Here is a 26155-nt window from a genome sequence, read left to right as displayed (position 1 = left end):
TTGATGCCGGGATCATGCATCTATTCATGGAAGTAACGATGCAGAATGGGACGGAAATGTCGTCGGTCCCGGATTGCAGATTTGGACTGCCGCATCGTTCGATACGAAGCCGCCTGCGAGGGTGATGAACCTGCTACCCTTCTTGCGCTCCCCGCCCTTTCCCGACGTTGCCGCCGACACCGCCGCGATCAGCGTGGATGCGGCTGACGCGGCGGAGGTTGGCGTTGCAACCGACGCCGTGCTGGCGGCCATCGCCGATGCGCGGGTGGGCGGCACATTCTGGGGAGAGCAGCCGCGCGGCGCCGCTGTCCTGATAGGTGCCGGGATCGTCGTGCGAGCCGATGGCCTGGACGGGACCGATCCCGACGATGTCGCGCTGATGCCCGGCGCAAGGTACGACCGGCCCGGCGTGCGCCGTCTTCCCATGGCGAGCGATCCATGGTGGCTGGTGTCGCAATGCGGCCAGGTGCATGCCGATCCGGATGATGAGCTGGCGCTGGTCGCCGGCCTCTGCAACGTGCCGGTATTCGGCGCGGACGGCGCGCCGGTCGCGCCTGACAGCCTGAGTGACGGGTTGCGCAGGCGCATCGCTGCGGCGCGCTATCGCGACTGTTTCACCGGTGAACCAGTGGATGTGATCCAAGCCCTGTCGATTCTTGCAGACTGGCGGCGGCATATCGACCGGAACAGGGGCATCGCGGCTGCCAGCGGCATGGCTTTTTGGAAACGCAAGGCGATCCGCCAGTTCCTGTGGGACGGCATAGGATCTCCCCCAATGATGTCCGCTGCGCCGGGTCTTCGCCGCGCGGTCAAGGAGGCCGGAGCGCTGGCGATATGGCCTTCGCGCGTATCCGCCGATCTGCCGGAACAGGCGGCGCGCGCCGATGTCCCGCTGGTGCGGGTGGAGGATGGCTTCATTCGCTCGCGCGGTCTTGGCGCTGGCCTGCATCCGCCTGGATCGATCGTGATCGACCGGTCGGGCATCTATTATGATGGCGGGCGCGCCAGCGACCTGGAGAGCCTGCTGGCGACACATGCCTTCCCGAAGTCGCTGACGGACCGCGCCCGCCGCCTGCGCACGCGGCTTTGCGCGACCGGCGTAACCAAATATGGCGCAAACGGCGGCTCCATGATCGAACTGCCCGTTGGCAAGCGAACGATATTGGCAGTGGGGCAGGTCGATGACGATCTGTCGGTCAAGCTGGGCGGCGCTGGGGTCAGCGGCAATCTTGACTTTCTGGAGCGGGTCCGCCGGGCGGAGCCGGATGCCTGGATCATCTATCGGCCGCACCCGGATGTGCAGGCGGGCCATCGCAAGGGGCATCTTCCGGATTCGGCCGTGCTGGCGCTGGCCGACACGATCGACACTGGCGCGCCGCTGATGGAACTGGTGCAAGCGGTGGACGATGTGCATGTCCTGTCGTCCCTGACCGGATTCGAAGCGCTCATGCGCGGCTGCGCCGTCACGGTTCACGGTATGCCCTTCTATGCGGGCTGGGGGCTGACGCGCGATCTGGCGCCGGTGCCCGCCCGGCGCGGGCGGCGTTTGAGCCTGGACCAGCTCGTCGCCGGTGCCTTGATTCTCTACCCCAGCTATCTTGACCCGATGACGAACCTGCCATGTGGACCGGAATTAATGGTCAATCGTTTAGCTGACGGGTTCACACCGTCCGCGACGTCGCTTATCCGGTTGCGCGCATTGCAAGGGAAATTAAGAAGATTCATGACCTTGTCCGCCGAGTTTCTTCATGGCTAAGCCAGTACGCAAGACGTTTCTGTTCCTGCAGGGGCCACACGGCCCCTATTTCGCCATGCTGGCGCAAGCGCTTCGCGCGCGGGGCCATGGCGCGCTGCGGATCAACATCAACGGCGGCGACAAGGTCGATTGGCCAGGCGACGGCGCGACGGACTATCGCGGTACATTTCACAACTGGCCGATGTTCTTCGACGATTTCATCGTCAGGGAAAACGTCACCGACCTGATCCTCTATGGCGATTGTCGTCCTTATCACACCACGGCGCACAGTATGGCGCGGCTGCGGGGACTGCGCGTCCATGTTTTCGAGGAAGGCTATATCCGTCCTGATTTTCTGACGCTTCAGAAGGACGGGGTGAACGGCAATTCGACACTACCGCTCGATCCGGACTGGTATCGGGAGCAGGCGCGCGGATTGCCCGACATCGATCCGGCAGCGCCGGCGATTCCGTCCACCTTCCGCGCGCGTGCGCGCAACACCATGCGCAATGGTCTGGCTTCGACGATCATGCGGCTGCGCTTCCCCTTTTACCGCACCCATCGGCCGCACAGTTTCCTGCTGGAATCCGTGTCCTGGTTCATCAAGTTGGTGATGCGGTCGCGCGACAGGCAGGCTTCGGCCGTCGCTTGGGAAGGCGTGAAGGACAGACGCTTCTTCACCTTGCCCCTGCAGCTCAACTCCGATTATCAGATTCGCGTTCATTCGCCCTTCGGCAATATGCGCGCCGCGCTGCGCTTCGTGATCAAGAGTTTCGCGCAATATGCCCCCGCGGACACGTATCTGGTGGTCAAGCGCCACCCGCTCGATCCCGGCCTCGTCAGTTGGAAACGGCTGACCGCGCGTCTGGCGCGGCAGCATGGCGTCGACGACCGGGTCGTCTATCTGGCCGACTGGGACATCGGCGCGCTGGTTGAGCGCTCGCTGGGCGTGGTGACCGTCAACAGCACCGTCGGCACGTTGTCGCTGAACGCGGGCAAGCCGGTGATGGTGCTGGGCGAGGCCGTGTACAAGGTGCCCGGCATTGTCCAATGCTCCGATCTCGATGAGTTCTGGCGCGCACCGCAATCACCGGACATGACGCTCTATTCCGCCTTTCGCCGGGTGCTTATCAATCAGTGCCTGATACGCGGCGGCCTGTTGAGCGAAGAAGGCCTCGCCATGCTGGTCAATAATGCGGTCACGCGGCTGACGGGAGAGCGGGTCCGGTCGGTTGTTCCGACGGTCCATCGCCTCGCATCCTGACACGGGGCATGGCCCCATTGCCCGGCTTACCCACGCGTCCGTGCGCCCGCGTCAGCCGCTCGGCTTCGCGTCCATCCGGACTATGGTGTCGGCAAGTTGATCGACATCGCTGCTGTCATGGCTGACCAACAGGATGGGAAGCGCGAGTTCTTGGCTGACCCGGCGAATGATTGCGCGAAGCGGGGCGCGGCGCGCTTCGTCCAGTGAGGCCAGAGGCTCGTCCAGGAGCAGGAAATGCGGCGAGGATAGAAGGGCGCGGCCGATCGCCACGCGCTGTGCTTCGCCGCCCGACAAGGTGGCGGGCCACCGGTCCAGAAGATCAGCGATGCCCAGCATATCGACCATCAGGTCGATGTCCATCAGGCCAGGCCCCCGCCGGCCATAACGCAGATTGGCGCCGACGCGCATGTGCGGGAACAAACGTCGATCCTGAAAGACATAGCCCGAACGGCGATCCGCCGCAGATAGATCGATCCGTCGATTACTGTCGAAAAGCAGGCAGCCTCCTGCCTCGACATGGCCGTGATCGGGTCGGAGCAGGCCCGCAATCATGTTGAGCACCGACGTCTTGCCGATGCCGGAAGGTCCGACAAGTGCCGTGATCCCGGATGGCGCGGCGAAACGCACGCTGATCCGTTTCGCGCCAAGTTTACGGGTCACATCGACGTCAAAGGACATGGTCGATCCGCCGCCAGCCGACGCGGCGTGCCAATAGTCCTGACAAGAGCAGCGCCCCCATCGACAGGAGGATGGACATGAGCGCGAACCAGGCAGCGCCCGTTTCGCCGCCGGGCATCTGCAATGACGAATAGATGGCGATCGGCAATGTACGGGTTTCGCCAGGGATGTCCGACACGAAGGTGATGGTCGCGCCGAACTCTCCCAGCGACCGCGCAAAGCCAAGGATGAACGCCACAAGGATACCGGGCGCTGCCAAGGGCAGCGATATCGTCGCGAAAATGCGCAACCGGCCGGCGCCCAATGTCTCGGCCGCCTGCTCAAGCCGCCGGTCCACCGCCTCGATAGACAGGCGCATGGCACGTACCATCAGCGGCAGGGCCATGATGGCGGCTGCCAACGCTGCGCCGGTCCAGCGGAAGAGCAGGGTGATGCCGAACTGGGCTGCCAGGAACCGGCCGACAGGGCCGTTTGCGCCGAAGAGGATGAGGAGCAGCCATCCGGTCACCACCGGAGGCACGATCAGTGGCAGGTGCACCAGCGCGTCCAGCAGGATCTTGAGCGGAAAGCGCCAGCGCGCCAATATCCAGGCCAGCAGGAATGCCACCGGCGTCGTCGCCGTCACCGCGACCAGGCCGACCTTCAGGGACAGGCCGATCACCGCCCAGCTATCGCTCGGCCAGTCGCCTGGCAGCATGTCGGCAATCATGATCGGTTCACCCTGGCTGGTCGCAAAGAGGCACGAGACGACGGGAAGGGGAAAGGGTTTTGTGCATTGCTCTAACGGCTCGCGAAGCCGTAGCGGGCGAAAATGGCTTTGCCGGACGGCGAAAGCAGGAAGCTGCGGAAGCCGTCTGCGTCCTTGTGCCGCCCGGCCTTGACGCGGGCGACGGGGTAGCGGATCGGCGCATGGGTGGACGATCGGAAGACCCCCACGACCACCACGTCGCGGCTTGCCCGCGCGTCCGTCGCATAGACGATGCCAAGCGGCGCTTCGCCCCGTTCAACGAAGACCAGCGCGGCGCGGACGTTGGCGGCACGGACCAGCCTGTCTGCGACTTCAGGCCAGACGCCAAGCGCGATCAGTGCCGCTTTTCCATATTTGCCGGCGGGCACTGCGTCCGGATCGGCCAGAGCAAGCCGGCCCGTACCGAGCGCCTTGCCGATCGGCATGCCGGTTACGATCCGTAACCGCGCAGGTCTCGCTCTCGGCGCGATGAGCACCAGACGATTGGCGGCCAGGTCGGCCCGGCTGCCCCGCACCAGCCGACCTGCCTTCTCGACATCGTCCATCCAATCTTCATCGGCGCTGACGAAGAGGTCGGCCGGGGCACCAGCCCTGATCTGGCGCGCCAATGCCGAGGAGGCGGCAAAAGACAGGACCGGGCGCGGATGGCCTCGCGCGGCCCAGGCGTTGGCTGCGCTGGTCATCGCCTCCTGCATGCTCGCGGCCGCCAGCACGACCGGGCCACGCGTCTGCGCGATGGCGTGAGACAGCGACATGGACAGCAACAGGCAGGTTGCAAGCAGGCGAAAAAAGGCGATCATGCCGCTTGTGTGCCGGGACGCCCCCAGGGTGACAAGGGGATTGTGGCGCTTTCGCCTTCCGTTTCGCTGCGATAGGGGATCGGCATGCGCCAACCGCAACCTCTCTCTTCCTGAAATGGCCATCGTCAGAAGCCAGTGCGGCGGGTGCAGTGTGGGCTGCGGCGTCCGCTGCGTGACGGGAGACGGGCGTTCGCTGATCGTCGAAGGCGATAAGATGCACCCTGCCAATGGCGGGCGATTGTGCGCCCGCGCCCAACGGCTGCAAGATGAGGCCGATCCGGCGGGTCGCCTCTCACATCCTATCGTCGATGGGCGGCGGCAGAAGTGGGATAGGGCGGTAGCGCAGGTGGCGCAACGCCTGTCGACCGCGATCGCGCGATATGGGGCAGGGGCCGTGGCGCTGCATGTTGGCGGCGGGTTGCTGACCGAAGATCTTTATGTCGCCAACAAGCTTATGAAGGGCTTTGTCGGGTCCGCTCACATCCATGTGCCGGGCGCGGAGACGGCCGCCGCCCTGCAGGCGGCAGCCTATGGCGAGGATGTGGCGCCGGCCGCGGCCGAAGATATCGATCAGGCCCGGCTAATCCTGATGATTGGCGATCGTCTTGCCGATCGCCACCCCATCCTGACCCAGCGGGTGCTGGCCGCACGCGAGCGGGGGGCGGTGTTGGCCGTTATCGCGGATGATGGCGAGAAGGGCGACCTGCCTTGCGATTTCCGCCTGAAGGTGGCGCCGGGCAGGGCGCATCGCCTCATCGCGGGATTGCTGTTGCATTGCCATGACACGGGCGTTCACGGTTCCGGTTCCGGTTCCGGTTCCGGTTCCGGTTCCGGTTTCGTGGTGCCCGACGATTATTGGGCCAGGCTGCGCGCTGGTCATGACCTTTGGTCGGTCGCCCGGGATTGCGGGCTTGCCGCCGCGGAGGTGCGTGGCTTTTACGAAGCCTGGGCTGGGCAGTCCGAAACCGTGACGATATATGGGGATGACGATGCAGAACTGGCTGCGGCGGTCATCGACCTTCATCTGGCGACCGGACGGATCGGGAGGCCGGGCGCGGTGCCCTATCCGTGCGCTGCGCGGCCCGACAGCATGAGTATCCGCGAAACCGGTTGTCTTGCCGGGCAATTGGCGGCGCATCTTCCCTTTTCCGCAGCGACGGTGGTTGCCCGCTTCTGGGGCGCGCGCTCCTTGGCGCAGCAACCAGGCCTTTCAGGCGCGGCGTTGCTGGCCGCCGCCGAGGCTGGACGGATAAAAGCGTTGTGGAGCATCGGCAGCGACACGGCCGACCGAGCCTGGCTGGACGCCATGCGCCGTGCCGTCCCCCTCAGCATTCGGTCGACGAGCAGCATGGCCGAAGCGGAAGAATCCGGCTGGTCCGTCCTGCTGCCGGCTCCGGTATGGACGGAGAAGGACGGAACACTGACCAGCGCGGACCGGTTGATCAGCCGGCATCGCCGGCTGCTGGACTTGGCCGGCGAGGCGAGGCCGGACTGGTGGGCGCTGACCAAGGTCGCGCAGGCCATGGGGTGGGGCGATGCGTTTCATTATGAGCGACCGGCAGACATCTATCGGGAGCATGCGCGGCTGACCGCCTATTGCAATGACGGCGGCCGGCTGTTCAACCTGCGGCGGCATGCGTCGATCTCCAACCCGGCCTATGACGAATTGACGCCATGGCGCTGGGGCGAGGTGCCATTTCGGGATGGTCGTTTTCCGACGCCCGACGGGCGTGCGCGCCTGCTTCCGCTTCAGCGGGACGCCGCGATGCCTTGAAGATGGGCGAGCAGGGCATCGCCATTGGCGGACCAGGTGAAGCGAAGCGCGGTTTCGCGCACCGCGTGCCGGTCCGGCGGATCGGCGAGCGTAGCATGGATGGCGGCGGCAATGGCCTCGGGCGTGCGCTCGACGATCCTGCCCGCTGCGGGCCGGTCCATCAGTTCACGCGCGCCGCCGACATCGGTGATGACCAGAGGCGTACCGCAGGCAAGCGCTTCGACCCATGCATTTGCCAAACCTTCCGATTCTGACGGCAAGGACATGACGTCGGCAGCCGCGAAGATGCGCGGCAGCTTGTGATGGGGGACGGAGCCCAGGAAGCCGATCCGCCGCTCGACTCCCAGATCCTGCGCCAGGCTTTCGAGCGTCCGGCGATAGGCCCCCTGTCCTGCCAGCAACAGCGTGACGTCGGGCAGATCGGGCAGCGCGCGTACCAGCAAATCCTGCCCCTTGCGCGGGATGAGCGCGCCGACGCACAGCACGACTGGGCCGGAAAAGCCCAGCGCCGCCTTGGCCGCTTCGCGATCGGCAAGATCGAACCTGTCGAGATCGACCCCGGTATAGTGGACGCGGATCTTCTCCGCATCGATGCCCATGCGCGCCATGGACCGGCGCATCGCTTCCGACACGGCAAGCAGGCCCGCCGCGCCTTCTGCCGCGCGCCGCACCAGCTTTCGGGTGGATTTGCGTGTGCCCCAATAATGGATATCTGCGCCGCGCGCCTTGACTGAATAGGGGATGCCGAGCGCCTGCGACAGGCGTTGCGCGACCGGGCCGTCGGGGTAGAAGAAACTGGCATCGATGACGTCGAACGGCTTTTCCGCATGAAGGCGCTTCGCCAACGGAAGGATCGCCTGGGTCATGGCCGCGACATTGGTGCGGCCGCCAAATTTGGGGATGATCCGGAAAGTGGGGCGGTAGACGGTCAGTTCGCGCCAGCGCTCCTTGCGGGGCAGGGCGCGGAGCGGAGCGTAGCGGCCGGCAAGCGACAGGGGCCAGGGTGGGAGGCCGACAGGGGCGATCACGGTCACGTCCGCTTCCGGCCGGCTGGCCAGTTCGCGCGCCTGCCGTTCCACGAACACGCCGAAATTGGGCCGGCTCATATCGGGAAAGAGGGTCGAGAGGGTGAGGACGTTGATCGTCATGGCGTCTCTTTTGACTGCGCAGCGTCTAAAAGATGGTTAAGATGGGTCAACCATCTTGACTAGAGGCGTCGGACCAGTTGCACCGCCACAGCGGCCCATGGCGGATCGGTGAGTACAAGCTGGCGTGTGCCCGGCCCAAGCGGAAGGATTTGAAGCCGGTCGCCTTCCCGCCCGATAAGCCGTCCGAAGAGGAAGCGCCCGGCCGGACGCGGCACGAGCAGATCGCGATTGAGGGCGGCCGAAAACTCCGGCGGCGCGACGCGGCGGCACCAGATGGCGTCGCCGCTGCGATAGTCGCCGATGCTGGCGCTGACATGTACGCCAACCATGCCTTCCGATCCCACCGGTGCGGGGAAGGCAAGCTGGCGGGTGGGCGCGCGGACGCCGTCCGGGCCAAGCAAGGCGGCGATAGGCACATCCGCCTGGCCCGGCAACGCGACCAGTTCCGCGGTAGTGACGTCAAGCGCCTGGGCGATGCGGTTCAGCCATTTGATCGATACGGTGCGCGTTCCGGTTTCCAGCCGGCCGATCGTTTGCGCGGTGGTAGGCGGATCGCACAGCGCTCCGACCTGCTCCAATGTCAGCCCCTTGGCCTTTCGCACGTCACGGATGCGGGTGATCACAATATGTCGTCCATAACCTATTTGGTTTAGTCTTTCCTACAATTTATCCGCCATGGCAAGAGGGCGCGACCATGGCGACGAAAGGTAACCGATGCGGACAACCCATATGGAGCAGATGATCGAAGGCCCGGACGGGCAGTGGCAAAAAGTGCTGGTGAATATGGGGGAATCTTCGCTGGGCTGGTTGCATGCACGGGGCCTGCTTAGCGATCGCCACTTCGCCGCTGGCGACATGTTGCGGCAGGATTGGGAGCGGGCGGGCCTTGGCGCGCGGGTCACGATGCGCTGGGATGCCGGGCCGCGCGACGGCGGGCGACGCGGGCCGGGACGCCGGCCGGACCCGACGCTGGGCCAAATCGCCGCGCGGGAGCGGTTCGACGGAGCGATCGCGGCTGCGGGGCCGGGCCTTTCCGACATATTGTGGCGGGTCGCCTGCGCCGGAGAGGGGCTCGCGGCGGCGGAAAAAGCGCTGGGCTGGCCCAGCCGGGCGGGCAAGTTGGTGTTGACGCTGGCGCTGGATCGAGTGGCGGGTTGGTATCGGATGGCGTGACGGGATCAGGCAGGTGCCATCATGCCCGCGCCGAGCAGCAGGAGCAGTTTGACGTCCATCGCGTAACCCTTTGCGCGCCACGCCGCGATCCTGTAGGGCAGGTCATCCAGTTTGACGCGATGGACTCGAATATCCTCATTGTCCACGCCGCCGCCGGCTCCCGTCTTTTGAAGGCCATGCGCACGGAACAGGGAGAAGCTCTCCGACACCATGCCGGGCGAGCTCCAAAATTGCCCCAGCGGTTCAAGGCGGGCCGGGCGATAGCCCGTCTCTTCCTCCAGCTCGCGGGCGGCGGCAAGGGTGGCGTCCTCCCCTTCCTCCTCATCCCCGACAAGTCCGGCGGGCAATTCGATGCAGCGCCGGCCCAGCGGCACGCGATATTGATCGACCAGCAGGATATGGCGACCGTCGGCAGCCTCGTCGATCGCAAGAATGACGGCAGCCTGGATGCCCCGCGCGCGGGAGACATATTCCCACTTTCCGCGCGTTTTCGCGGTGATGAACCGCCCCGTCCACATCACCTGTTCCGGGGATTCGTGATCCGGGTCGCTCATAGTTCAATCAACCTGTCGGGCAGTTCGTTGATGTCGTCTTCTTCCCGCGGAAAGTGCCGCGCGAGCACCGCGCCGATCTGGCGAACTGCTTCCGCCAGGCCAGCGCCCGGCTGACCGGCGCGGATCGCCTGGATCAAGGCCGCCATCGCGTCGCCCCAGATTTCCGGCGTGACCTTCTCGTTGATTGCGCGGTCGGCCACGATCTCGGCCCGATGTTCGTCCAGAGACAGATAGAGGAGGACACCGGTGCGCCCGCGCGTCCGCGCTTCGGCCGCGGTGCGGAACAGCAGGATGGCGCGGCGTCGCACCCGGCGCGCCTTGGTGGCGCGGGGGGTCGTCAGCATGCGCAGGGGCATGATGGCCAGCAGATAGCGCACGACCAGGAATTTTAGGATGAGCAAGCCCAGCAATCCGGTGAGCAGCTTCCAGTCGGCAAGCTCGTGGTCCCAGTCCAGCAGCAACATGGAGAGAAAGGCGCGCAGATGCGCCGGGAAGGCGGCCGTCAGCGCGAGGGCGACGAAAACCGCGGCTGCCGCCCAGCTGAGGCCCACGTCATGATAGCTGTCGGACCGACGCGCGACGATAGTGACGATCTCGCCCGAGGTTGTCGCCTCAGCCTCAGTCACGGCGGCGGTCACGAGTTCGCGGTCGGCCGGGGTCAGGCGCAAATCCATCACCAGTCCCCCGAAGCGCCGCCGCCGCCGAAGCTGCCGCCGCCTGAAAAGCCGCCGCCGCTCCAGCCCGATCCACTATCGCCGCCGCCCCATCCGCCGCCGCCTGAGCCCCAGCCGGATCCGGTACCCGGACCCCAGATGATGATCGGCGGCACGCCGCCGCCGCCGCGATAGCGGCGACCGCCGCGCGCGCGGGAAAGGAGCGGCAGGGCAACGAAGAAGACGACGAACAGGATGATCCAGAAAACCAGGACGCCCCCTCCGCCGCCGTTGTCCTGCCGGGCGTCCCGCTCCGCCTGCGCGGCGCGCTGGCGGGCCTCGTCCGGCGGCAAGGCGAGGAGGCTGGTGATCGCGTCCACGCCGGCGTTGATGCCGCCCACCATGTCGCCGGCCTTGAATCGGGGGGCTATGTCGTTGCGGACGATTTGGGAAGAGAGCGCGTCGGTCAATATGCCTTCGAGGCCATAGCCGACCTCGATGCGGATCTTGCGTTCCGTCGGGGCGACGATCAGCAATGCCCCCTGATCCTGCTTGTCGCCAATACCCCAGGCACGCCCCAGCCGATAACCATAATCGGCGATGTCATAACCCTGAAGATCAGCAATGGTCGCCACGACCAGCGACCGGCCGCTTGCCTTTTTCTGGGCGATCAGCTTCTGGCTGAGCGCCTGTTCCTGAGCGGGGTCGAGCAGGTTTGCCGCGTCCACAACGCCGCTGTCGTCGAACTTGGGAAAGCTCTGCGCCCAGGCCGCCGGCGCGATTGCCAGCAGCAGGAAGACAAGAAGGAGGCGGCGGAGCACCTAGATCAGTTGCCGAAATCGACCTTCGGCGCTTCTTCCGCGCCCGGCGTGGTCGCCTGGAAAGGCGCCATGGGCTTCGCGCCATGGATCAGCTTCGCACCGATGGCGTCGGGGAAAGTGCGGATGCGGGTATTATAGGCCTGCACCGCGCCATTATAGTCGCGGATCGCAACGGCGATGCGATTTTCCGTGCCCTCCAGCTGGGACTGAAGCTGCAGGAAATTCTCGTTGGTCTTGAGATCAGGATAGGCTTCGACCGAGGCGAGCAGGCGGCCAAGCCCCTGGCTCAGTTGCGCCTGCGCCGCCTGATACTGGGCGACCTTGGCGGGATCGGACAGGTCTTCCGCGTTGATCTGGATGGACGTCGCCTTGGCCCGCGCTTCGGTCACGCGGGTCAGCGTTTCCTGTTCCTGCTTGCCCGCAGCCTTCACCGTGGCGACGAGGTTGCCGGTCAGGTTCGCGCGACGCTGATATTGCGCCTGGACGTCCGCCCACTTGGCCTTCGCCTCTTCCTCGGCGGCAGGCACGCTGTTGATGCCACAGGCGGACAGGGACAGCGCGCCCATGATGGGCAGAAGCAGGGCATAAAAGCGGCGCAGGCGCGTCATGGAACATCCTCGGCTTTGTTTCGCCATGGAAATAGGGCGTTGCTCCTCGCGACGCAACGGGCCATCCTCAAGATTGTCATTCGCTATCGAAAGGGTGTCCAGTGGGGCTTGTTTCCGAATTCAAGACATTCATCAATCGCGGCAACGTGATGGACCTCGCGGTCGGCGTCATCATCGGTGGGGCGTTCGCCACGATCACGAAGTCGTTGACGGACGATCTCATCATGCCGGTGGTCGGTTTCATCTTCGGTGGAGCTGACTTTTCCGGCTATTTCCTGCGGCTGGGCGAGATACCCGCCGGGTTCAAGGGCAACCCGGACAGCTACGCCGATCTAAAGGCGGCCGGCGTTGCGATGTTCGGCTGGGGCGAGTTTCTTACCGTGTTCGTCAACTTCCTGATCCTTGCCTTCATCATCTTCATGCTGGTGAAGCTGGTGAACAAGCTGACGCACAAACCCGAACCGGAGGCCGCCGCGCCCGCGCCGACGCCGGAGGATATCGTCCTGCTTCGGGAGATCCGCGACTCGTTGAAAAAATAATCGTTTTTGCGACGAAACGAGCTTGCGGCGGGAACCATAGCGTGTTCGGCCGGTTGATCGGCGTCAGGGTTCGGGGTGGCGTGGCGCCGGCCGGACCCGGTGCCGAATGATGTCAGCCCCAGGGGGCATAACAGGAGAAATCGCCGTGAAAACCTTTGTCGCTGTCCTTGGCCTTGCCAGCATGGTTACCTTGGCCGCTTGCGATTCCAAGCAAGAGAACAAGGTCGAGAACGCTTATGAGAACAAGGCGGACGCGCTCGACAATCAGGCCGACAATATGGAAGCCATGGCCGACAACCTGACCGGCAATGCCGAAGCCGCGGCGGAAAATGCCGCCGACTCGCTGGAGAACAAGGCGGACGCCACGCGCGAAGCGGGCGACAAGGCCGAGGACGCCGTGGAGAAGAAGCAGTAAGGCTGCTTCCACAGCGAACGAACCGAAAGGCGCTGCGAGCGATCGCAGCGCCTTTTTCAATGTACCGCGCCTTTAACGGCCCCTTAACCACACCGCCGCCATGGTGCCTCGCGCGCATCCACAAGGCCGGCTGGAATGGACGATCTACTTCAGGAATTCATATCGGAAACGCAGGAGACGCTGGAAGCGCTTGCCGGCGAAGTCGTCGCATGGGAGGCCGATCCATCCGATAGCGACCGGCTGGACGCGATCTTTCGTTTCTTTCACACGGTCAAGGGCAGCTGCGGCTTCCTGAACCTGCCGCGGTTCGAACGGTTGAGCCATGCGGCCGAAGACGTGCTGTCCGACATAAGGGCGGGGAAAAGGACCGCTGACCCGGCGACCGTGAGCGCCGTGCTGGGCGTGATGGATCGCATCGGCGAACTGGCCGAAGCGGTGGCGGCGGGCGCTGCCCTGCCGAACGAGAATGACGATTTCCTGATCGCCGCGCTGCAGGCGAAGGCGGACGACAAACGCGATCGCGCATCGACATTGGCGAGCGAGCCTCAGGCCGTCGCGGCCGTAACGCCCCGACAGGGTGGCGTTCAGTCGGGGCCGCGCACCATCCGCCTGCCGCTCAGCCTGATCGATCAGTTGATGAACGGCGTGTCTGACATGGTGCTGGCGCGCAACGAATTGTCCCGCAAATTGCGGGAACGCGCCGCTGATCCCGAACTGGACAATGTCTTCGAACGGCTGTCGACCTGCGTCGCCGATATGCGCGACGTCATTTCCAAGACCCGCATGCAGCGGGTCGAGCGCCTTTTTGCAGCCATTCCGCGCATGGTGCGGGACCTGGGCCGCGAGCTGGGCAAGCGGATCGACCTCTGCCTTGAGGGCGGCGATGTCGAGATGGACCGGGAAATGGTGGAGATGGTCGTCGACCCTCTTACCCACATCGTCCGCAACAGCATCGATCACGGCATCGAAACACCCGAGAAGCGACGCGCGGCGGGCAAGCCTGAGGCAGGCAATCTGCGGCTGGAGGCCCGGCAGTCGGGCAACCAGATCGTCATCGCCATCGCGGACGATGGCGCGGGCATCGACACGAAGCGGCTGGTGGACAAGGCGGTCGCAGCCGGACGGCTGACCCCCGAAGCGGCCGCCCGCATGTCCGAAGCGGAAAAGCTGGACCTGATCTTCCACCCCGGCCTGTCGACCGCAAATCAGGTCACGGCGATTTCCGGCCGGGGCGTGGGCATGGACGTGGTGCGTGCCAATGTGGAGCGGATCGGCGGGATCATCGCGCTCGACAACCAGCCGGGCCTTGGTCTCACCATCACCCTGCGCGTGCCGTTGACGCTGACCATCATCCCGGGCCTGATCGTCCGTGCGGGCGGACAGCATTTCGCCATTCCGCGCGCCGCCGTCATCGAAATCCTGCACGACAATAATGACATGCTGAACATCAGCCATGTCGGGGGCGCGAAGATCGCGACCATCCGGTCCGTGCGTCATTCGATGCTGGACCTGGAAGATGTTCTGGGCCTGGAAAAGCCCGTTCAGTCCGGGCCGCGCGCCATCATGGTGGTGCGATCGGCCACCGGCACGCCCTTTGCCATGGGCGTGTCCGCAGTCGATAATCATGAGGAACTGGTCATTCGGCCGGCATCGCCGCTGGTGATGGCGACGGGCGTCTATGCGGGCATGACGCTGCCTGACAATGGCAGGCCGATGTTGCTTCTGGACGCGGCGGGGCTGGCCAGCGCGGCGAACCTGCCGGACATGGCGGAAGACCGCACGGCGCGGCAATCGGAGGAGCGTGCCAATGCCGAAGAGGGCGCCGAGATGGTGGCCGCGCTTCGGTTCGAGGAATTGTCGGGTGAGCGGCGGTTGCTGAAACTGTCGCTGATCGAACGGGTGGAGGATATCGACGCCAGCCTTTTCGGCCGTTCCGGCGGGCAGGCGTTCGTTCGGCTCGACGGCCGCCTTGTGGCCGTGGCCAACGGCCTGCACAGGTTCGACCGCGAGAAAATATGTGCTCTCAGGCTGCGGGACGACCGCAGCGAGGCCTGCTATCCCGTCGCGGCCGTGCTGGACATCGTCCAGATGCCTGCGGTTCCAGACATGGTCGCGATGCAGGGCGTCATCAGTGGCGTCGCGGTGATCGATGGAGAGCATCTGGAGGTGCTCAATCCCTTTGCCCTCTTTGCGGCTCTGCCTGACGGCGCCATCGTCGAGCGGAACCAGGGACGCTGCTTGCTCGCCGACAGCGAAGACGGTTGGACCCGCGAGATATTGGCGCCGCTGCTGCGTCAGGCGGGTCATGAGGTGATGCTGGGCCTGCCTGCAGACGGGGCGGTCGATCCGGGGGACGTGGTGCTGTGCACCGACCCCAATGCCGCGCAGGCGGCGGAGATGATCGGATGCCGGGTAGTGCATCTGCGGGCGTCGCCGCGTCCCGCCGGTCCGCAGGAGGATGGCAGCATATACCGTTATGATCAGGCTGCCTTGATGGCGGCGATCAGCGGGCGTCGGGCATAAGGAGGCGGTTCATGAACAATCTCTATCTTCTCGCGACCCTGGCCGGCACCCGCATAGCTGTAGAGGGTTGGGAAGTCGAAGCCGTGGTTCGCCTGACGGACATTTCGCCGGTGCCCGGCATGGGGGCCCATGTCGCCGGCCTGTCCGCACTGCGAAGCCGGGTGTTGACCATCATCGATGTCGCGGCTCTCATCACAGGCACGTCCACGCCTGAAAGTCAGCGGGGCTTGGCGGTGATCGCGAATATCAGCGGGCACAGCTACGGCCTGATGGTCGACAGCGTATCCGACATATGCCCGGTGGCGGAGGGCGAACTGCCTCTTCGCGGGCAGCTGGAGCGGGCCTGGGCGCCCTATGCCCGTGCCATTGTCGAGCATGACGGGCATCCCTGGTTGCTGGTGTCCCTTGCCGCCTTCATCGAGGGCGGGGCGATGGCGCAGGCTGCCTAGAACGATCCGATGCTTGTTTACCAAATACTTGGCTTTGCCGTTTAAAGCCATGAACACGGCCGTAATCTGAAGGACTTGTTATGAAAAACTGCCTTGTCGTCGACGATTCGAAGGTGATCCGCAAGGTCGCCCGACATATCCTCGAATCGCTCGATCTGACGGTCAGCGAGGCTGTGGATGGCCAGGACGCGTTGACGCAGTGCGAAGCATCGGCACCCGACGTGGTCTTGCTGGACTGGAACATGCCCGTCATGAGCGGCATGGAATTTCTCCAGGCGCTTTCCACCGCCAAGATGACGGCGCGGCCCAAGATCATCTTCTGCACCACGGAAAATGGCATCAGCCACATAAAAGCCGCTGTCGAGGCCGGCGCGGACGAATATGTCATGAAGCCTTTCGACAGGGAAACGCTGGAAAGCAAGCTGGCGATCGTCGGGGTGATCTAACCGCTGCCGAGCGCTGCCCGCATCCTATGTCCCCCTCGCCACGCTTCCTGCCCAGAGAACCGATAAGATGAACGCCATGACCCCGATCATGACCAGTTGCAAAAGTGGGGACAGGCCCGTGCGCACGCTGGTCGTCGATGATTCCGTGGTCGTGCGGACGGTCATTGAACGTATCCTCAATGCCGATCCGGGCTTTTGCGTCGATCATAAGACGAACAGTGCGGAGCAGGCGCTGGAATATCTGGCAGGACATGATGTCGATCTGGTGCTGCTGGACATAGAATTGCCGGGGCAGAGCGGTCTCGCGGCATTGCCGCATATCCTGGAGACCCGGCCCAATGCGAAAGTGGCCATCCTTTCGGGCAAGTGCGAGGAAGGCAGCGCCGCCGCGGTCGAGGCGCTGGCGCTGGGCGCAAGCGACATCGTGTCCAAGCCGGGAAGCGGCAGTTTCGGGGAACAGTTTCCCCAGGCGCTGATCGGGCGGCTGACTCGCCTGTTCGAAGACGGACCCTTTCCCACCTCTGTGCCGCGTGCGGCCGCGCCTGGCTTCGTGGAGCCGTCCGCCGCACCGCTGGCCTGCCTCGGCATAGGGGCCTCTACAGGCGGCATCCATGCATTGGGACAATTATTCGATGGGCTGGAAAGCCCCCTTGGCGTCCCCATCCTGCTGACGCAGCATCTGCCCGCCAGTTTTACCGTCTATTTCGTTCAGCAGCTTTCGCGGATGACCCGCCTTCGCGTCAAGGTGGCGGAGATTGGCGACACGCTCGCGCCCGACATCGTCTATGTCGCGCCAGGCGACGCCAATCTTCTGATCCGCAAGGGCCTGCATGGCCGCGTCCATGTGACGCTCGATCCCGAAAGGACGCCGGCCGGAAACCTGCCGGGCGTGGACCCGATGCTCACGAGCATGGCGGATGTTTACGGGGCGGGCGCCGCCGGGATCATATTAACCGGCATGGGCCGAGACGGAACCGCAGGCGCGCGAGACGTCGTTGCGGCAGGAGGATGGATCGTGGCGCAGGATGAAGCGAGCAGCGTGGTGTGGGGCATGCCGGGATCGGTGACGGGCGCGGGACTGACCTGCGCAGTCATGGCGCCTTCCGCCATCATGAGCTTCGTCGCGCGTCGCGCCAAGGCGGCCGCTTGATGTCGGCGTGCAATCAGGGCCCGGAAAGTTTGCAAGGCGCGGCGCGGGTCCTGTCCGGCCTGCTGGAGGCGAGAACCGGGCAGACCGTATCGGAAAGCCGGGCGTGGCGAATGGAGACGGCGCTGCGGCCCATCCTGCGCGCGCACGGGCTGCAGGACATCGACGAACTGGCGGCGCGGCTTTTGCGCGACCGTTCCGGCCCGCTGGAAACCGATGTGGTGAACGCCCTGCTCAACAATGAAAGCAGCTTCTTCCGCGATCTCCAGATTTTCGACATGATCCACCGGCAGATTCTGCCGCGCGTCCAGCAGGAAAAGACGGACCGGACGCTCCGCATATGGAGCGCGGGCTGCTCGACCGGGCAGGAGGCCTATTCGCTTGCCATCCGGCTGCGCAACGAGGCCGCCCGCTGGCAGGGCTGGCGGGTCGAGATACTGGCGACGGACATTTCGACCGCCGCGATCGATCAGGCGCGATCGGGCATATTTTCCCAAATGGATGTGCAGCGCGGCCTTGCCATCGGCGATCTGCTCAAATGGTTCGAGCCGCATGGCGAAGACTGGCGAGCCAGCCCCGACCTGCGCCGGATGATCGATTTCCGGCACGACAATCTTTTCGACGCGCGCCAGCCCAGCGGCCAGTATGACCTGCTTCTTTGCCGCAACGTCCTGCTCTACTTCACGCCGGATCGGCGGCAATCGGTGCTCCGGCTGTTGGCGGAGCATAGCCATGTCGGATCGGTGCTTCTGCTGGGCGCCGGGGAAACCGTGATCGGGCAGGGCGACGATTTTGTGCCGCATCCCGATTTTCGCGGCGGTTATGCGCGCAAGAGCACCGCCGGCGGTGCGATGGCGGTGGCGGCGCGACGTATCGGATAGGCGACCTGGCTGACCGATCCCCCACAGGCTTATGTTAACCCTGCTTGATTGCCGCGCATGTCTCGGCCATGGTCCTCTTGCGCGCCGGAGGGCGGACGGACTGGCATGATGATCGAGCTGCGAGTGACTGGCTTTCCCCGATGAACGACATGCCGATGATCGACACGCCGTCGCCCAATTATGATGATCGCAGCCTGCCGATCACCATGCTGGTGCTGCACTATACCGGCATGCCGGACGCTGCGAGCGCCATCAACTGGCTGGCCAATCCGGAATCGAAAGTATCCGCCCATTATGTGGTGACGGAGGACGGTCAGATCATCCGCATGGTCGACGAGGCCAAACGGGCCTGGCACGCCGGCCGTTCGCACTGGCGAGGCATAGACGATGTCAACTCGGCGAGCATTGGCATAGAAATCGTCAATCCGGGGCATGAATGGGGTTACCGGCCCTTTCCCGAGGCCCAGATAGGATCCCTGATCCCGTTGATTCACGACATCGTCAGTCGTCACCGCATTACGCGCGGCAATATCGTGGGGCACAGCGACGTGGCGCCCGCGCGCAAGCAGGATCCCGGCGAGCTATTTCCATGGGGCCAGCTGGCGCGATTGCGCCTGGCGTTGCCGCGCCCGACCAAGAATTTGATGGACCCGCACTGGACAGACGGCGGTTTCATGCTCGCGCTCGAACGCTTCGGCTACGACATCGCGGACCCGCAGGCGGCGGTCGTCGCGTTTCAGCGCCGATTCCGGCCCGAACGGATGGACGGAGTGATCGACGGGGAATGCCGCGCGATCCTGCTGGCCTTGCTTCTCCCTAAGCCGCAGGGGGATGACTAAGTCCTTGGGACGCGCTATGGCGCTGCCTGCCAGAGGGCCGGGCGGCCGCGGCGTGGCGGGTAACTTCCACGGCGAGGAAAGTCCGGGCTCCACGAAATGACGGTGCCGGCTAACGGCCGGCTGGAGTGATCCAAGGGACAGTGCAACAGAAAGCAGGTCGCTCAGGTTTCGGCCCAGTGACATTGAAAGGGTGCGGTAAGAGCGCACCGCGTCTGCGGCAACGCAAGGCGGCACGGTAAACCCCACCGGGAGCAAGACCGAATAGGGGCGGCGCGCGGCTTCATGCCGCTAGGCTGATTTCGGCCGAGACCGTCCGGGTTGGTTGCTGGAGGGCCGGAGCAATCCGGCTCCTAGAGGAATGGTCGCCCATCTCCCGCGAGGGAGTGGACAGAACCCGGCTTACAGGCCCTCTGGCACATTTTCCTTTTGCTGACCGGTCAGCCGGGGTGGCGTTTTGCCGATGCAATCCCTACTCTGCGACAATGGCAAGACAGAGCCGATCGAATGACTGGGGCTTTCCCCGCTGGCGCAGCTATGGTGCGACGCGTGAGGCGCAGCAGGTGCGCTTGTGCGACCGGCATGGCTGCGACCGGCCGGGCGATTGCCCCGCGCCCAAGTCGCCCAATAGCCCTGAGCGCTGGTATTTCTGCGCTGATCATGCCGGCGAATATAACCGGAACTGGGATTATTTTCAGGGACTGGACGCCGAAGAACGCGAACAGCGCGCGCGCGACGAACGACGCGACGCGGGCGCATATCAGTCCAGCGCCTATCATGGCTGGGGCGGGCCGGGAGACGGCAGCCGGTCGCGCGACGAACTGCATGCGCTCAAGGCGCTGGAGCTGGAGGACGACGCCGATTTCGAGTCCGTCAAGAAAAGCTGGCGCCGATTGGCCAAGGAGCATCATCCCGACGTGAAGCCGGGCGATGCGGAGGCGGCCGTGCGCTTCCAGGCGATCCAGGCGGCCTATGAGGTGCTGCGAGCGGCGGAGGAACGGCGCAGCTGGAAGCCGCGGGACGGTGCGGCTTGAAAGACCATGTTCGCGCCAACTGGCGCAACATTGTCCTGGTATGCCGCAAATGTTCGAAGAAGCTGGACGGCGGCTTCGGTCCGCATGGGGACGAACGGCTGGCGAAGGCGCTCAGAAAGCATCTCGCCTTGAAGAAAGGCCGAAAGGCCAAAGCCGGCATTGTCGAGGTGAATTGCCTTGGCGTGTGTCCAAAGGGCGCCGTCACCGTGGTGGACGGCGCGGACAGTCGGGAATGGCTGCTGGTGAAGCCGGGCAGTGACCTTGGCGAACTGACCAGCATGTTGCACCTTGGGGAAGGTGATCCTTAATCCAAAACTTACCACTCCCTCCTAAATGGAGGCGATGAGTTTGCAGTCTTCCCTGCGACGGCATGCCGTCCTGCTGGTCCATTGCAGCCTGGTGCTGATCGGCATTGTGGCTCTTTACGCGGTACCGCCTGTCCGCGGTCCCATGTTGCTGGTGCCGATAACGAGCACGGCGCGGCAATCCGTCGCAGTGCGGGCGGTAAGCGGCGGCGCGCGGCTGATCGCCGCCGGGCCGTGGAAAGGCTCCCTGCTGGTGGACGGTGAGCGTCGCAGGCTGGGCATCGCCCTGCTGCGCGCAGGCATCGTCCCGCTGGCGGCCCGCGCCGGGGGTTGCGAAGGATTGATCAGATGAACGCCATAACCAGTCTGGATCGTCTGCGCCTGCATGGCCTCCAAATCCTGGTCCTGTCCAGTTGGCTGTGGACCTTTGCGATAGGGGCCGTTGGCATGCTGTTGCATGTGGAGCATGTCGGGCGGGCCCTGTTCCTGTCCGCGCTCGTCAACGCCCTGCCGACCGTGCAGATCCTGTGCAAGCGCCGCGACCTCGACGTCCGCCTGGCCATGGGCACGCTGGCGGCGGTGCAGCCTGCGATCGGCCTTGTCCTGCTGTCCGGCCATCCGTGGCAGATGGACGGCCATATGTATTTCTTCGTCGCCCTTGCCGGGCTGACGCTGCTCTATGACTGGCGGCCGATCGTGCTGGCAGCGGCGCTGACTGCGGCCCATCACGTGGTGCTGAGCTATCTGGCTTCCGCCTGGGTGTTCCCGGAACAAGGCGATTGGGGGCGGATTGCGGTGCATGCCGTTGCCGTCTCTGCGCAGGCGGCGGTGCTCAGCTATGTCACGATCAGGCTGCGGACCATGTTGGAGGCTCTGGACGATCACGTCGCTCGCTCCGAAAAGCTTGCCGAGCAGGCGCAGGACGGCCGCCTGGCCGCGGAACAGGCGATGGCTGCGAGCCAGCAGGCGGATGCTCGCGCCGCGACCCTGCGTGCGCAGCAGGAAGAAGACAAAGCGCGGATGGCGGCGGAGCGGCGTGCCGCCACGCTGGAACTGGCGCGCGCTTTTCGACAGTCCGTGGCCGACGCGGTGGGCGCGGTCGGCATGGCGGCGCGGGAACTGGACGAATCGGCGCAGCAGCTTGCCCGACTGGCGCAGCGCGCAAGCGCGGGCACCGGCGAGACGGCCGCCATCGCGGAGCGATCGTCCATCGACGCCGCCTTGCTGGCGAAACGGATAGAGACATTGTCGGATTCGATCGTCGCCATCGCTTCGTCCGCGCAGCAGCAGGCGGCGCTGGGCGGGCAGGCGGAAAAGGTGTCGAGCAGCGGGCAGGACGCGGTCAGCGCGCTGCACGGCCGCACGACATCGATCGCCAGCTTTGCCGATTCGATTGCCGACATCGCGACGCGTACCAACCTGCTGGCGCTTAACGCGACCATCGAAGCGGCGCGCGCCGGTGATGTCGGGCGCGGCTTTGTGGTTGTGGCGGGCGAGGTGAAGCAGCTTGCCGGGCAGGCGGCTAACGCCACCAGTGAAATCCATGCGCTCGCCCGGTCGGCGCGGGAAGGGGCCGGGATCGCCCAGGGCGCCCTGTCGGATGTGGCGGCGGCCGTGCAGCAGCTGGCCAAGGCGGCCGATGACATTCAGCGTGCGGTGGCGGACCAGCGGGACGCTACGGCGGCGATCGGCGAGTCCGCCCGCGATACCGCGCAGGGCGCAGCGATGATGACGCGCCAGCTGGAGGAAGTCGCGGACGTCGTGCGGAACAATGAGAGCTTGTCGGCCCGCGTGTCGAGCGCGGCCTCCGGCCTGTCCCTGACCGCGCAGCGGCTGGAGCGGGCGACGGACCAGTTCGTCGCGCAGCTGGAAGCCGCCTGAACGACAATCGGCGGCGCTCGCACGCCGCCGATCCTTCTATCGATTAAGGCGCTGGCGGGATGTGCCCCGCCATCCGCATCAGGCCGGCTGGTCAGCGCGGCTGGCGCCTTGGCCATCCAGATTCTGGGCTGCGAAGTCCCAGTTGATCGCGTCCTTCAGCACGCGATCGGCATAGTTGGGGCGCGCATTGCGATAGTCGATATAATAGGCGTGTTCCCACACATCCAGGATCAGCAGCGGCGCGTGGCCTTCATGCGCGACCGGCGTGTCGGCGTCGTGATAGCTGGTGACTTCCAGCTTGCCGTCCTTCAGGATCAGCGCAGCCCAGCCGCTGGCGAAATGGCCGACGGCTTCTGCCTTCAGCTTTTCGATCAACGCGTCCACCGAACCGAAAGCTTCCTCGATCTTGGCGAGCAGCTCGCCGGTCGGCGCGGTCTTCGTGGGGGACAGCGAGTTCCAGTAGAAGGTGTGGTTCCAGATCTGGCCGACCTGGTTGAACAGGCCGCCTTTGGTCGACTTGATCAACTCGACCAGGGACTTGCCCTGTTGCGAAGCGTCGGCGGCGATCAGTTCGTTCGCCTTCACGACATAGGCATTGTGGTGCTTGCCATGGTGATAATCGAAGGTTTCGGCGGACAGAATGTCGCCAAAGGCGTCCTTGGCATAGGGCAGATCGGGCAGAACAAAGGCCATGGCAGAACTCCTCGGGTTCGTGATGGGGCGGCCACTCAGGGGATGGAGCGGCCGGAAGGATCATATGTCCGGGCGTGGCTGTAAGCCCGCCGCGCTTCCCATATGCGCCTGCCGGCGCGGATTGGAAGGGGGATACGCTTATTGCGAAACGATCTCACTTAATGGGCGGCCGGTGATCGCTTTGGCAGTCGATCTTGCATGCCGCTCTTCGCGCCAGGCAGAGCAGGTTTCACCCTTGCGGAGGGCTCGTCTCGCCAATTTCCTCGGCCGCCGGTTCTTCGCCCAGCGTCAGGCCATGCCGCATCAGCATCGGGATGTTGGCGGCGGCGAAAACGACCGAGACGATGGTGACGCCCCAGACCTTGACCGCCAGCCATGCGTCGAAGCTCATCGTCCGGCGCATGGCTTCGTTGGCGATGGCCATCGCCACGAAGAAGAGCGCCCAGTTGCGCGAGAGCTTGAGCCATCCTGTCTCCGTCAGGCCATCATAGGCGGCCTGCAACAGATATTTGAGCAGCGGCTTGCCGCGCATCAGTCCCGCGAAGAGCATCAGCGCGAAGAAGGCGTAGATGATCGTGGGCTTCAGCTGAATGAAGCGCTGGTCATGGAAATAGATGGTGAGGCCGCCGAAGAAGAGGATCAGCATCGCCGACAGCCACAGCATGGGGGAAACCCGGCCCAGCTTCACCTTGGACAGGATCACGGCGATGACGATGGCGGCCATGAAGGCGGCGGTGCCGAAGGTCATGGCAGTGATCGGGTTGCCTGCCCCCCATATCCACCCGGCGCCCTTGTAGGTGAGGAAGAAAACCAGCAGCGGCCCGAAGTCGAGCGCAAGGCTGAGCGTGCCGCCGTGGGCGGGTTTCGCCTTAGCGGGCATAGGCCGTCCCCGCGATCGCCTTGGCCATGTCGCCTGGATCGAAGGGGCGCAGATCCTCGATCTTTTCACCCACCCCGATGGCGTGGATGGGAAGGCGATATTTCTCCGCCGCCGCGACCAGCACGCCGCCGCGCGCGGTTCCGTCCAGCTTGGTCATGACAAGGCCGGTGACCTGCGCCGTTTCCTTGAAGACTTCGATCTGATTCAACGCATTCTGTCCCGTGGTGGCATCCAGAACCAGCACAACGTCATGGGGTGCGGCTGGGTTCAACCGGCCGAGCACGCGGCGGACCTTCGCCAGCTCGTCCATCAGCTCGGTCTTGTTCTGCAGGCGGCCGGCGGTGTCGACGATGAGGACGTCGATGCCCGTCGCCGTCGCCTGCTTCACCGCGTCGAACACGATGCCGGCCGCGTCGCCGCCTTCCTTGCCTGCCACGATCGGGACGCCCAGCCGATCCGCCCATATCTTGAGCTGGCCGATGGCCGCGGCGCGGAAGGTGTCGCCCGCCGCCAGCATCACGCCATAATCCTGCTCCAGGAAATTATTGGCGAGCTTGGCGATGGTGGTCGTCTTGCCCGAGCCGTTGACGCCGATAACGAGGATGACCTGAGGCCGGGGAAAAGCCTCGATCTCCAGCGGCTTGGCGACCGGGGCCAGCACTTTTTCTATCTCCTCCGCGATGATCTCGCGCAGATAATCTTCGGTGATCTCGCGATTGTAACGGCCCGCCGCCAGCCGGTCGCGCACGCGCGCGGCCATGGCGGGACCAAGGTCGGTCATGATCAGCGCTTCCTCGATCTCGTCGAGGGTCTGGTCGTCGAGCGCGGCCTTGAACAGGCCCGACAGATTCTCGCCGAGCCGGTCGGATGTGCGCTTGAGGCCGCCAAAGAGACGGTCGCGCCAGCTGTTGCCACTATTGTCGGTCATTGGCCCGCCTCTTGCGCGATCAGGACGCCCTTCTCAAGCCCTGTAATGGTGGCGCGGACGATGGACGAAGGGCGCTGCGCCGTCATGAAGCGCGCCGGAGCGAAATTTTCGGCGTGGCCGGACAGGCCGCTGCGCTCGACCAGGATCGATTGCGTCGTGCCGATCAGATCGCGCAGCCAGGCTTCCCGCCGGTCGGCGCAGGCAGCGCGCAAGCGGGCGGCCCGGGCCTTTATGGTGGCGCGATCGACCTGCGGCATGCGCGCGGCCGGCGTGCCGGCGCGGGGCGAATATGGGAATATATGGCCGTGGACGATGTCGCATTCCTCCACCAACGCCAGACTGTTGGCGAACATCGCCTCATCCTCGGTCGGAAAGCCGGCGATGATGTCCGCGCCGATGGAGATGTCCGGGCGGATGCCCTTCAGGCGCTCGACCATTCGAATGGCGTCCGCGCGACTGTGACGGCGCTTCATGCGCTTGAGGATCAGGTCGTCGCCAGCCTGCAGCGAGAGGTGGAGGTGCGGCATCATGCGCGGTTCGTGGGCAACCAGGTCGAAGAGCCGATCATCGATTTCCACGCTGTCGATGGAGGAGAGGCGCAGGCGGGGAAGGTCGGGCACATGTTTCAACAGACGTTCGACCAGCAGCCCGAGCGAGGGACTGCCGGGAAGGTCCGGGCCATAGCTGGTCACGTCCACGCCCGTCAGCACGATCTCGCGATAGCCCGCCTCCACCAGTTCCCGCGCCTTGTCGATCACTGCGCCGGCGGGCACCGACCGGCTGTTTCCGCGGCCATAGGGAATGATGCAGAAGGTGCAGCGATGGTCGCAGCCATTCTGCACTTCCAGAAAGGCGCGGGCATGGTCCGCGAAGGCGCTCGCCATGTGCGGCGCGGTGTCGCGCACGGTCATGATGTCGGCGACCTTGACCCTGTCCGGCGTCGGCAGGAAGGACGCGGCCTCCATCTTCTCGCGGTTGCCGATCACCGCGTCCACTTCGGCCATGGCGGCGAATGTCTGGGGTTCGGTCTGGGCGGCGCAGCCGGTGACGAGGATGCGCGCATCGGGGCGTTCGCGGCGGGCGCGGCGGATCGCCTGGCGGGTCTGGCGCACGGCCTCTGCGGTGACGGCGCAGCTGTTGACGACGATCAGGTCGTCCAGTCCCGCCGCCATATCCCGGATCGCCTCGCTCTCCGCGATGTTGAGGCGGCAACCCATGGTGATGATGTCGGGGCCGGGCATC

Annotated in this window: 29 protein-coding genes and 1 other RNA gene; 17 read left to right on the top strand and 13 right to left on the bottom strand. The window is 65.1% G+C overall.

The genetic code is table 11. The features are described 5' to 3' along the window. The first annotated feature begins 124 nt into the window (after positions 1-124). Together AX724_RS09765 and AX724_RS09760 are read left to right on the top strand one after the other, a co-directional pair. Positions 125-1756, top strand: coding sequence for a capsular polysaccharide export protein, LipB/KpsS family (locus AX724_RS09765; RefSeq protein WP_066765826.1), 1632 nt, complete (start codon positions 125-127; stop codon positions 1754-1756). Beyond that, positions 1749-2999 (top strand): capsule biosynthesis protein, encoded by a 1251-nt coding sequence (locus AX724_RS09760; protein ID WP_066765802.1) that lies wholly within the window; start codon positions 1749-1751, stop codon positions 2997-2999. Before AX724_RS09765 ends, AX724_RS09760 begins: the two co-directional genes overlap by 8 nt. A 51-nt stretch (positions 3000-3050) precedes the next feature. On the opposite strand, the gene AX724_RS09755 is transcribed toward AX724_RS09760, so the two are convergent. From AX724_RS09755 to modA, 3 genes are all read right to left on the bottom strand, one after another. Further along, positions 3051-3677, bottom strand: a complete 627-nt coding sequence (locus tag AX724_RS09755; RefSeq protein WP_066765799.1) for an ATP-binding cassette domain-containing protein — start codon at positions 3675-3677, stop codon at positions 3051-3053. Beyond that, entirely contained in the window at positions 3667-4386 is a 720-nt protein-coding gene (modB, locus tag AX724_RS09750; RefSeq protein ID WP_443018686.1) for a molybdate ABC transporter permease subunit, read from the bottom strand. The genes AX724_RS09755 and modB overlap by 11 nt, the downstream gene beginning before the upstream one ends. Before the next feature lie 71 nt (positions 4387-4457). Continuing rightward, positions 4458-5225 carry a molybdate ABC transporter substrate-binding protein gene (gene modA / locus AX724_RS09745; protein WP_066765797.1) on the bottom strand — a complete coding sequence of 256 codons (768 nt, stop codon included), beginning with the start codon at positions 5223-5225 and terminating at the stop codon, positions 4458-4460. Positions 5226-5340: 115 nt separating this feature from the next. On the opposite strand from modA, the gene AX724_RS09740 reads away from it, so the two are divergent. After that, on the top strand, positions 5341-6999 hold the full coding sequence (locus tag AX724_RS09740) for a molybdopterin oxidoreductase family protein (RefSeq protein WP_066765795.1): 1659 nt from the start codon (positions 5341-5343) through the stop codon (positions 6997-6999). On the opposite strand, the gene AX724_RS09735 is transcribed toward AX724_RS09740, so the two are convergent. Then, positions 6975-8147 (bottom strand): glycosyltransferase, encoded by a 1173-nt coding sequence (locus AX724_RS09735; protein ID WP_066765793.1) that lies wholly within the window; start codon positions 8145-8147, stop codon positions 6975-6977. The two genes, AX724_RS09740 and AX724_RS09735, sit on opposite strands and share 25 nt — an antisense overlap. Positions 8148-8206: 59 nt before the next feature. Next, positions 8207-8770, bottom strand: coding sequence for a helix-turn-helix domain-containing protein (locus AX724_RS09730; protein WP_066765791.1), 564 nt, complete (start codon positions 8768-8770; stop codon positions 8207-8209). A gap of 91 nt (positions 8771-8861) precedes the next feature. On the opposite strand from AX724_RS09730, the gene AX724_RS09725 reads away from it, so the two are divergent. Then, on the top strand, positions 8862-9320 hold the full coding sequence (locus tag AX724_RS09725) for a DUF6456 domain-containing protein (RefSeq protein ID WP_066765790.1): 459 nt from the start codon (positions 8862-8864) through the stop codon (positions 9318-9320). Between the two features lie 5 nt (positions 9321-9325). On the opposite strand, the gene AX724_RS09720 is transcribed toward AX724_RS09725, so the two are convergent. From AX724_RS09720 to AX724_RS09705, 4 genes are read right to left on the bottom strand one after another with little or no spacing between them, the layout of a single operon-like run. Further along, positions 9326-9874, bottom strand: a complete 549-nt coding sequence (locus AX724_RS09720; RefSeq protein WP_066765789.1) for an NUDIX hydrolase — start codon at positions 9872-9874, stop codon at positions 9326-9328. After that, the gene (locus AX724_RS09715) at positions 9871-10548 is read right to left on the bottom strand and encodes a TPM domain-containing protein (RefSeq protein WP_066765788.1); all 678 of its coding nucleotides are present in this window, start codon (positions 10546-10548) and stop codon (positions 9871-9873) included. The genes AX724_RS09720 and AX724_RS09715 overlap by 4 nt, the downstream gene beginning before the upstream one ends. Then, positions 10548-11348, bottom strand: coding sequence for a TPM domain-containing protein (locus tag AX724_RS09710; RefSeq protein WP_066765784.1), 801 nt, complete (start codon positions 11346-11348; stop codon positions 10548-10550). The genes AX724_RS09715 and AX724_RS09710 overlap by 1 nt, the downstream gene beginning before the upstream one ends. A gap of 5 nt (positions 11349-11353) precedes the next feature. Further along, the gene (locus AX724_RS09705; protein ID WP_066765783.1) at positions 11354-11956 is read right to left on the bottom strand and encodes a LemA family protein; all 603 of its coding nucleotides are present in this window, start codon (positions 11954-11956) and stop codon (positions 11354-11356) included. 101 nt (positions 11957-12057) lie between these two features. Between AX724_RS09705 and mscL the strand changes: the two genes are divergently transcribed. The 13 genes from mscL to AX724_RS09640 all read left to right on the top strand — a co-directional run bounded on the left by mscL (position 12058) and on the right by AX724_RS09640 (position 22412). After that, on the top strand, positions 12058-12495 hold the full coding sequence (mscL, locus tag AX724_RS09700) for a large conductance mechanosensitive channel protein MscL (RefSeq protein WP_066765782.1): 438 nt from the start codon (positions 12058-12060) through the stop codon (positions 12493-12495). A gap of 145 nt (positions 12496-12640) precedes the next feature. Beyond that, positions 12641-12910 (top strand): hypothetical protein, encoded by a 270-nt coding sequence (locus tag AX724_RS09695; protein WP_066765781.1) that lies wholly within the window; start codon positions 12641-12643, stop codon positions 12908-12910. 135 nt (positions 12911-13045) lie between these two features. Next, positions 13046-15433 carry a chemotaxis protein CheA gene (locus AX724_RS09690; protein WP_066765780.1) on the top strand — a complete coding sequence of 796 codons (2388 nt, stop codon included), beginning with the start codon at positions 13046-13048 and terminating at the stop codon, positions 15431-15433. A gap of 11 nt (positions 15434-15444) precedes the next feature. Further along, positions 15445-15882, top strand: a complete 438-nt coding sequence (locus AX724_RS09685) for a chemotaxis protein CheW (RefSeq protein ID WP_066765779.1) — start codon at positions 15445-15447, stop codon at positions 15880-15882. An 80-nt stretch (positions 15883-15962) separates the two neighbouring features. Then, positions 15963-16328, top strand: a complete 366-nt coding sequence (locus AX724_RS09680; protein WP_066765778.1) for a response regulator — start codon at positions 15963-15965, stop codon at positions 16326-16328. A gap of 67 nt (positions 16329-16395) precedes the next feature. After that, positions 16396-17478 carry a chemotaxis protein CheB gene (locus tag AX724_RS09675; RefSeq protein ID WP_066765777.1) on the top strand — a complete coding sequence of 361 codons (1083 nt, stop codon included), beginning with the start codon at positions 16396-16398 and terminating at the stop codon, positions 17476-17478. Next, positions 17478-18356, top strand: coding sequence for a CheR family methyltransferase (locus tag AX724_RS09670; RefSeq protein WP_066765775.1), 879 nt, complete (start codon positions 17478-17480; stop codon positions 18354-18356). Before AX724_RS09675 ends, AX724_RS09670 begins: the two co-directional genes overlap by 1 nt. Before the next feature lie 140 nt (positions 18357-18496). Beyond that, positions 18497-19195: an N-acetylmuramoyl-L-alanine amidase gene (locus AX724_RS09665; RefSeq protein WP_066765772.1), complete on the top strand. Its 699-nt coding sequence runs from the start codon at positions 18497-18499 to the stop codon at positions 19193-19195. A gap of 29 nt (positions 19196-19224) precedes the next feature. Then, positions 19225-19613: RNase P RNA component class A (rnpB, locus tag AX724_RS09660), an RNA gene on the top strand. 64 nt (positions 19614-19677) lie between these two features. Further along, positions 19678-20226 (top strand): J domain-containing protein, encoded by a 549-nt coding sequence (locus AX724_RS09655; protein ID WP_066765771.1) that lies wholly within the window; start codon positions 19678-19680, stop codon positions 20224-20226. Further along, positions 20199-20534: a hypothetical protein gene (locus AX724_RS09650; protein WP_066765770.1), complete on the top strand. Its 336-nt coding sequence runs from the start codon at positions 20199-20201 to the stop codon at positions 20532-20534. Before AX724_RS09655 ends, AX724_RS09650 begins: the two co-directional genes overlap by 28 nt. Positions 20535-20574: 40 nt before the next feature. Continuing rightward, positions 20575-20883 (top strand): hypothetical protein, encoded by a 309-nt coding sequence (locus tag AX724_RS09645; RefSeq protein ID WP_231736612.1) that lies wholly within the window; start codon positions 20575-20577, stop codon positions 20881-20883. Next, positions 20880-22412, top strand: a complete 1533-nt coding sequence (locus AX724_RS09640) for a methyl-accepting chemotaxis protein (RefSeq protein ID WP_066765769.1) — start codon at positions 20880-20882, stop codon at positions 22410-22412. The genes AX724_RS09645 and AX724_RS09640 overlap by 4 nt, the downstream gene beginning before the upstream one ends. A gap of 78 nt (positions 22413-22490) precedes the next feature. Here the strand turns inward: AX724_RS09640 and AX724_RS09635 are convergent, their stop codons facing one another. The 4 genes from AX724_RS09635 to mtaB form a co-directional block, all read right to left on the bottom strand. Continuing rightward, a complete protein-coding gene (locus AX724_RS09635; protein ID WP_066765763.1) occupies positions 22491-23105 on the bottom strand; it encodes a superoxide dismutase in 615 nt (204 codons plus the stop codon). 229 nt (positions 23106-23334) lie between these two features. Then, on the bottom strand, positions 23335-23985 hold the full coding sequence (gene ispZ, locus AX724_RS09630) for a septation protein IspZ (RefSeq protein WP_066765762.1): 651 nt from the start codon (positions 23983-23985) through the stop codon (positions 23335-23337). Then, complete coding sequence (gene ftsY / locus AX724_RS09625) at positions 23975-24913, bottom strand: signal recognition particle-docking protein FtsY (RefSeq protein ID WP_066765760.1); 939 nt, start codon at positions 24911-24913, stop codon at positions 23975-23977. Before ftsY ends, ispZ begins: the two co-directional genes overlap by 11 nt. After that, on the bottom strand, positions 24910-26154 hold the full coding sequence (gene mtaB / locus AX724_RS09620) for a tRNA (N(6)-L-threonylcarbamoyladenosine(37)-C(2))-methylthiotransferase MtaB (RefSeq protein ID WP_066765758.1): 1245 nt from the start codon (positions 26152-26154) through the stop codon (positions 24910-24912). The genes ftsY and mtaB overlap by 4 nt, the downstream gene beginning before the upstream one ends. Position 26155: the final 1 nt, after the last annotated feature.

Origin of the sequence: Sphingobium sp. CCH11-B1 (genome assembly GCF_001556865.1) — a bacterium.
GTDB lineage: Bacteria > Pseudomonadota > Alphaproteobacteria > Sphingomonadales > Sphingomonadaceae > Sphingobium.
Note: the sequence above shows the minus strand (reverse complement) of the source record. Positions and strands in the feature narration are given on the sequence as shown.

Bases quoted from the DNA above. Each gene is read 5' to 3' on its own strand.
- ftsY (WP_066765760.1), bottom strand. From the start codon at position 24,913: ATGACCGACAATAGTGGCAACAGCTGGCGCGACCGTCTCTTTGGCGGC.
- AX724_RS09670 (WP_066765775.1), top strand. From the start codon at position 17,478: ATGTCGGCGTGCAATCAGGGCCCGGAAAGTTTGCAAGGCGCGGCGCGG.
- AX724_RS09760 (WP_066765802.1), top strand. From the start codon at position 1,749: ATGGCTAAGCCAGTACGCAAGACGTTTCTGTTCCTGCAGGGGCCACAC.
- AX724_RS09675 (WP_066765777.1), top strand. From the start codon at position 16,396: ATGAACGCCATGACCCCGATCATGACCAGTTGCAAAAGTGGGGACAGG.
- AX724_RS09735 (WP_066765793.1), bottom strand. From the start codon at position 8,147: ATGACGATCAACGTCCTCACCCTCTCGACCCTCTTTCCCGATATGAGC.
- AX724_RS09740 (WP_066765795.1), top strand. From the start codon at position 5,341: ATGGCCATCGTCAGAAGCCAGTGCGGCGGGTGCAGTGTGGGCTGCGGC.
- AX724_RS09690 (WP_066765780.1), top strand. From the start codon at position 13,046: ATGGACGATCTACTTCAGGAATTCATATCGGAAACGCAGGAGACGCTG.
- AX724_RS09755 (WP_066765799.1), bottom strand. From the start codon at position 3,677: ATGTCCTTTGACGTCGATGTGACCCGTAAACTTGGCGCGAAACGGATC.
- AX724_RS09715 (WP_066765788.1), bottom strand. From the start codon at position 10,548: ATGGATTTGCGCCTGACCCCGGCCGACCGCGAACTCGTGACCGCCGCC.
- mtaB (WP_066765758.1), bottom strand. From the start codon at position 26,154: ATGCCCGGCCCCGACATCATCACCATGGGTTGCCGCCTCAACATCGCG.
- AX724_RS09685 (WP_066765779.1), top strand. From the start codon at position 15,445: ATGAACAATCTCTATCTTCTCGCGACCCTGGCCGGCACCCGCATAGCT.
- AX724_RS09725 (WP_066765790.1), top strand. From the start codon at position 8,862: ATGCGGACAACCCATATGGAGCAGATGATCGAAGGCCCGGACGGGCAG.
- modB (WP_443018686.1), bottom strand. From the start codon at position 4,386: ATGATTGCCGACATGCTGCCAGGCGACTGGCCGAGCGATAGCTGGGCG.
- AX724_RS09665 (WP_066765772.1), top strand. From the start codon at position 18,497: ATGAACGACATGCCGATGATCGACACGCCGTCGCCCAATTATGATGAT.
- AX724_RS09655 (WP_066765771.1), top strand. From the start codon at position 19,678: ATGGCAAGACAGAGCCGATCGAATGACTGGGGCTTTCCCCGCTGGCGC.
- AX724_RS09720 (WP_066765789.1), bottom strand. From the start codon at position 9,874: ATGAGCGACCCGGATCACGAATCCCCGGAACAGGTGATGTGGACGGGG.
- ispZ (WP_066765762.1), bottom strand. From the start codon at position 23,985: ATGCCCGCTAAGGCGAAACCCGCCCACGGCGGCACGCTCAGCCTTGCG.
- AX724_RS09705 (WP_066765783.1), bottom strand. From the start codon at position 11,956: ATGACGCGCCTGCGCCGCTTTTATGCCCTGCTTCTGCCCATCATGGGC.
- AX724_RS09640 (WP_066765769.1), top strand. From the start codon at position 20,880: ATGAACGCCATAACCAGTCTGGATCGTCTGCGCCTGCATGGCCTCCAA.
- AX724_RS09680 (WP_066765778.1), top strand. From the start codon at position 15,963: ATGAAAAACTGCCTTGTCGTCGACGATTCGAAGGTGATCCGCAAGGTC.
- modA (WP_066765797.1), bottom strand. From the start codon at position 5,225: ATGATCGCCTTTTTTCGCCTGCTTGCAACCTGCCTGTTGCTGTCCATG.
- AX724_RS09765 (WP_066765826.1), top strand. From the start codon at position 125: ATGAACCTGCTACCCTTCTTGCGCTCCCCGCCCTTTCCCGACGTTGCC.
- AX724_RS09635 (WP_066765763.1), bottom strand. From the start codon at position 23,105: ATGGCCTTTGTTCTGCCCGATCTGCCCTATGCCAAGGACGCCTTTGGC.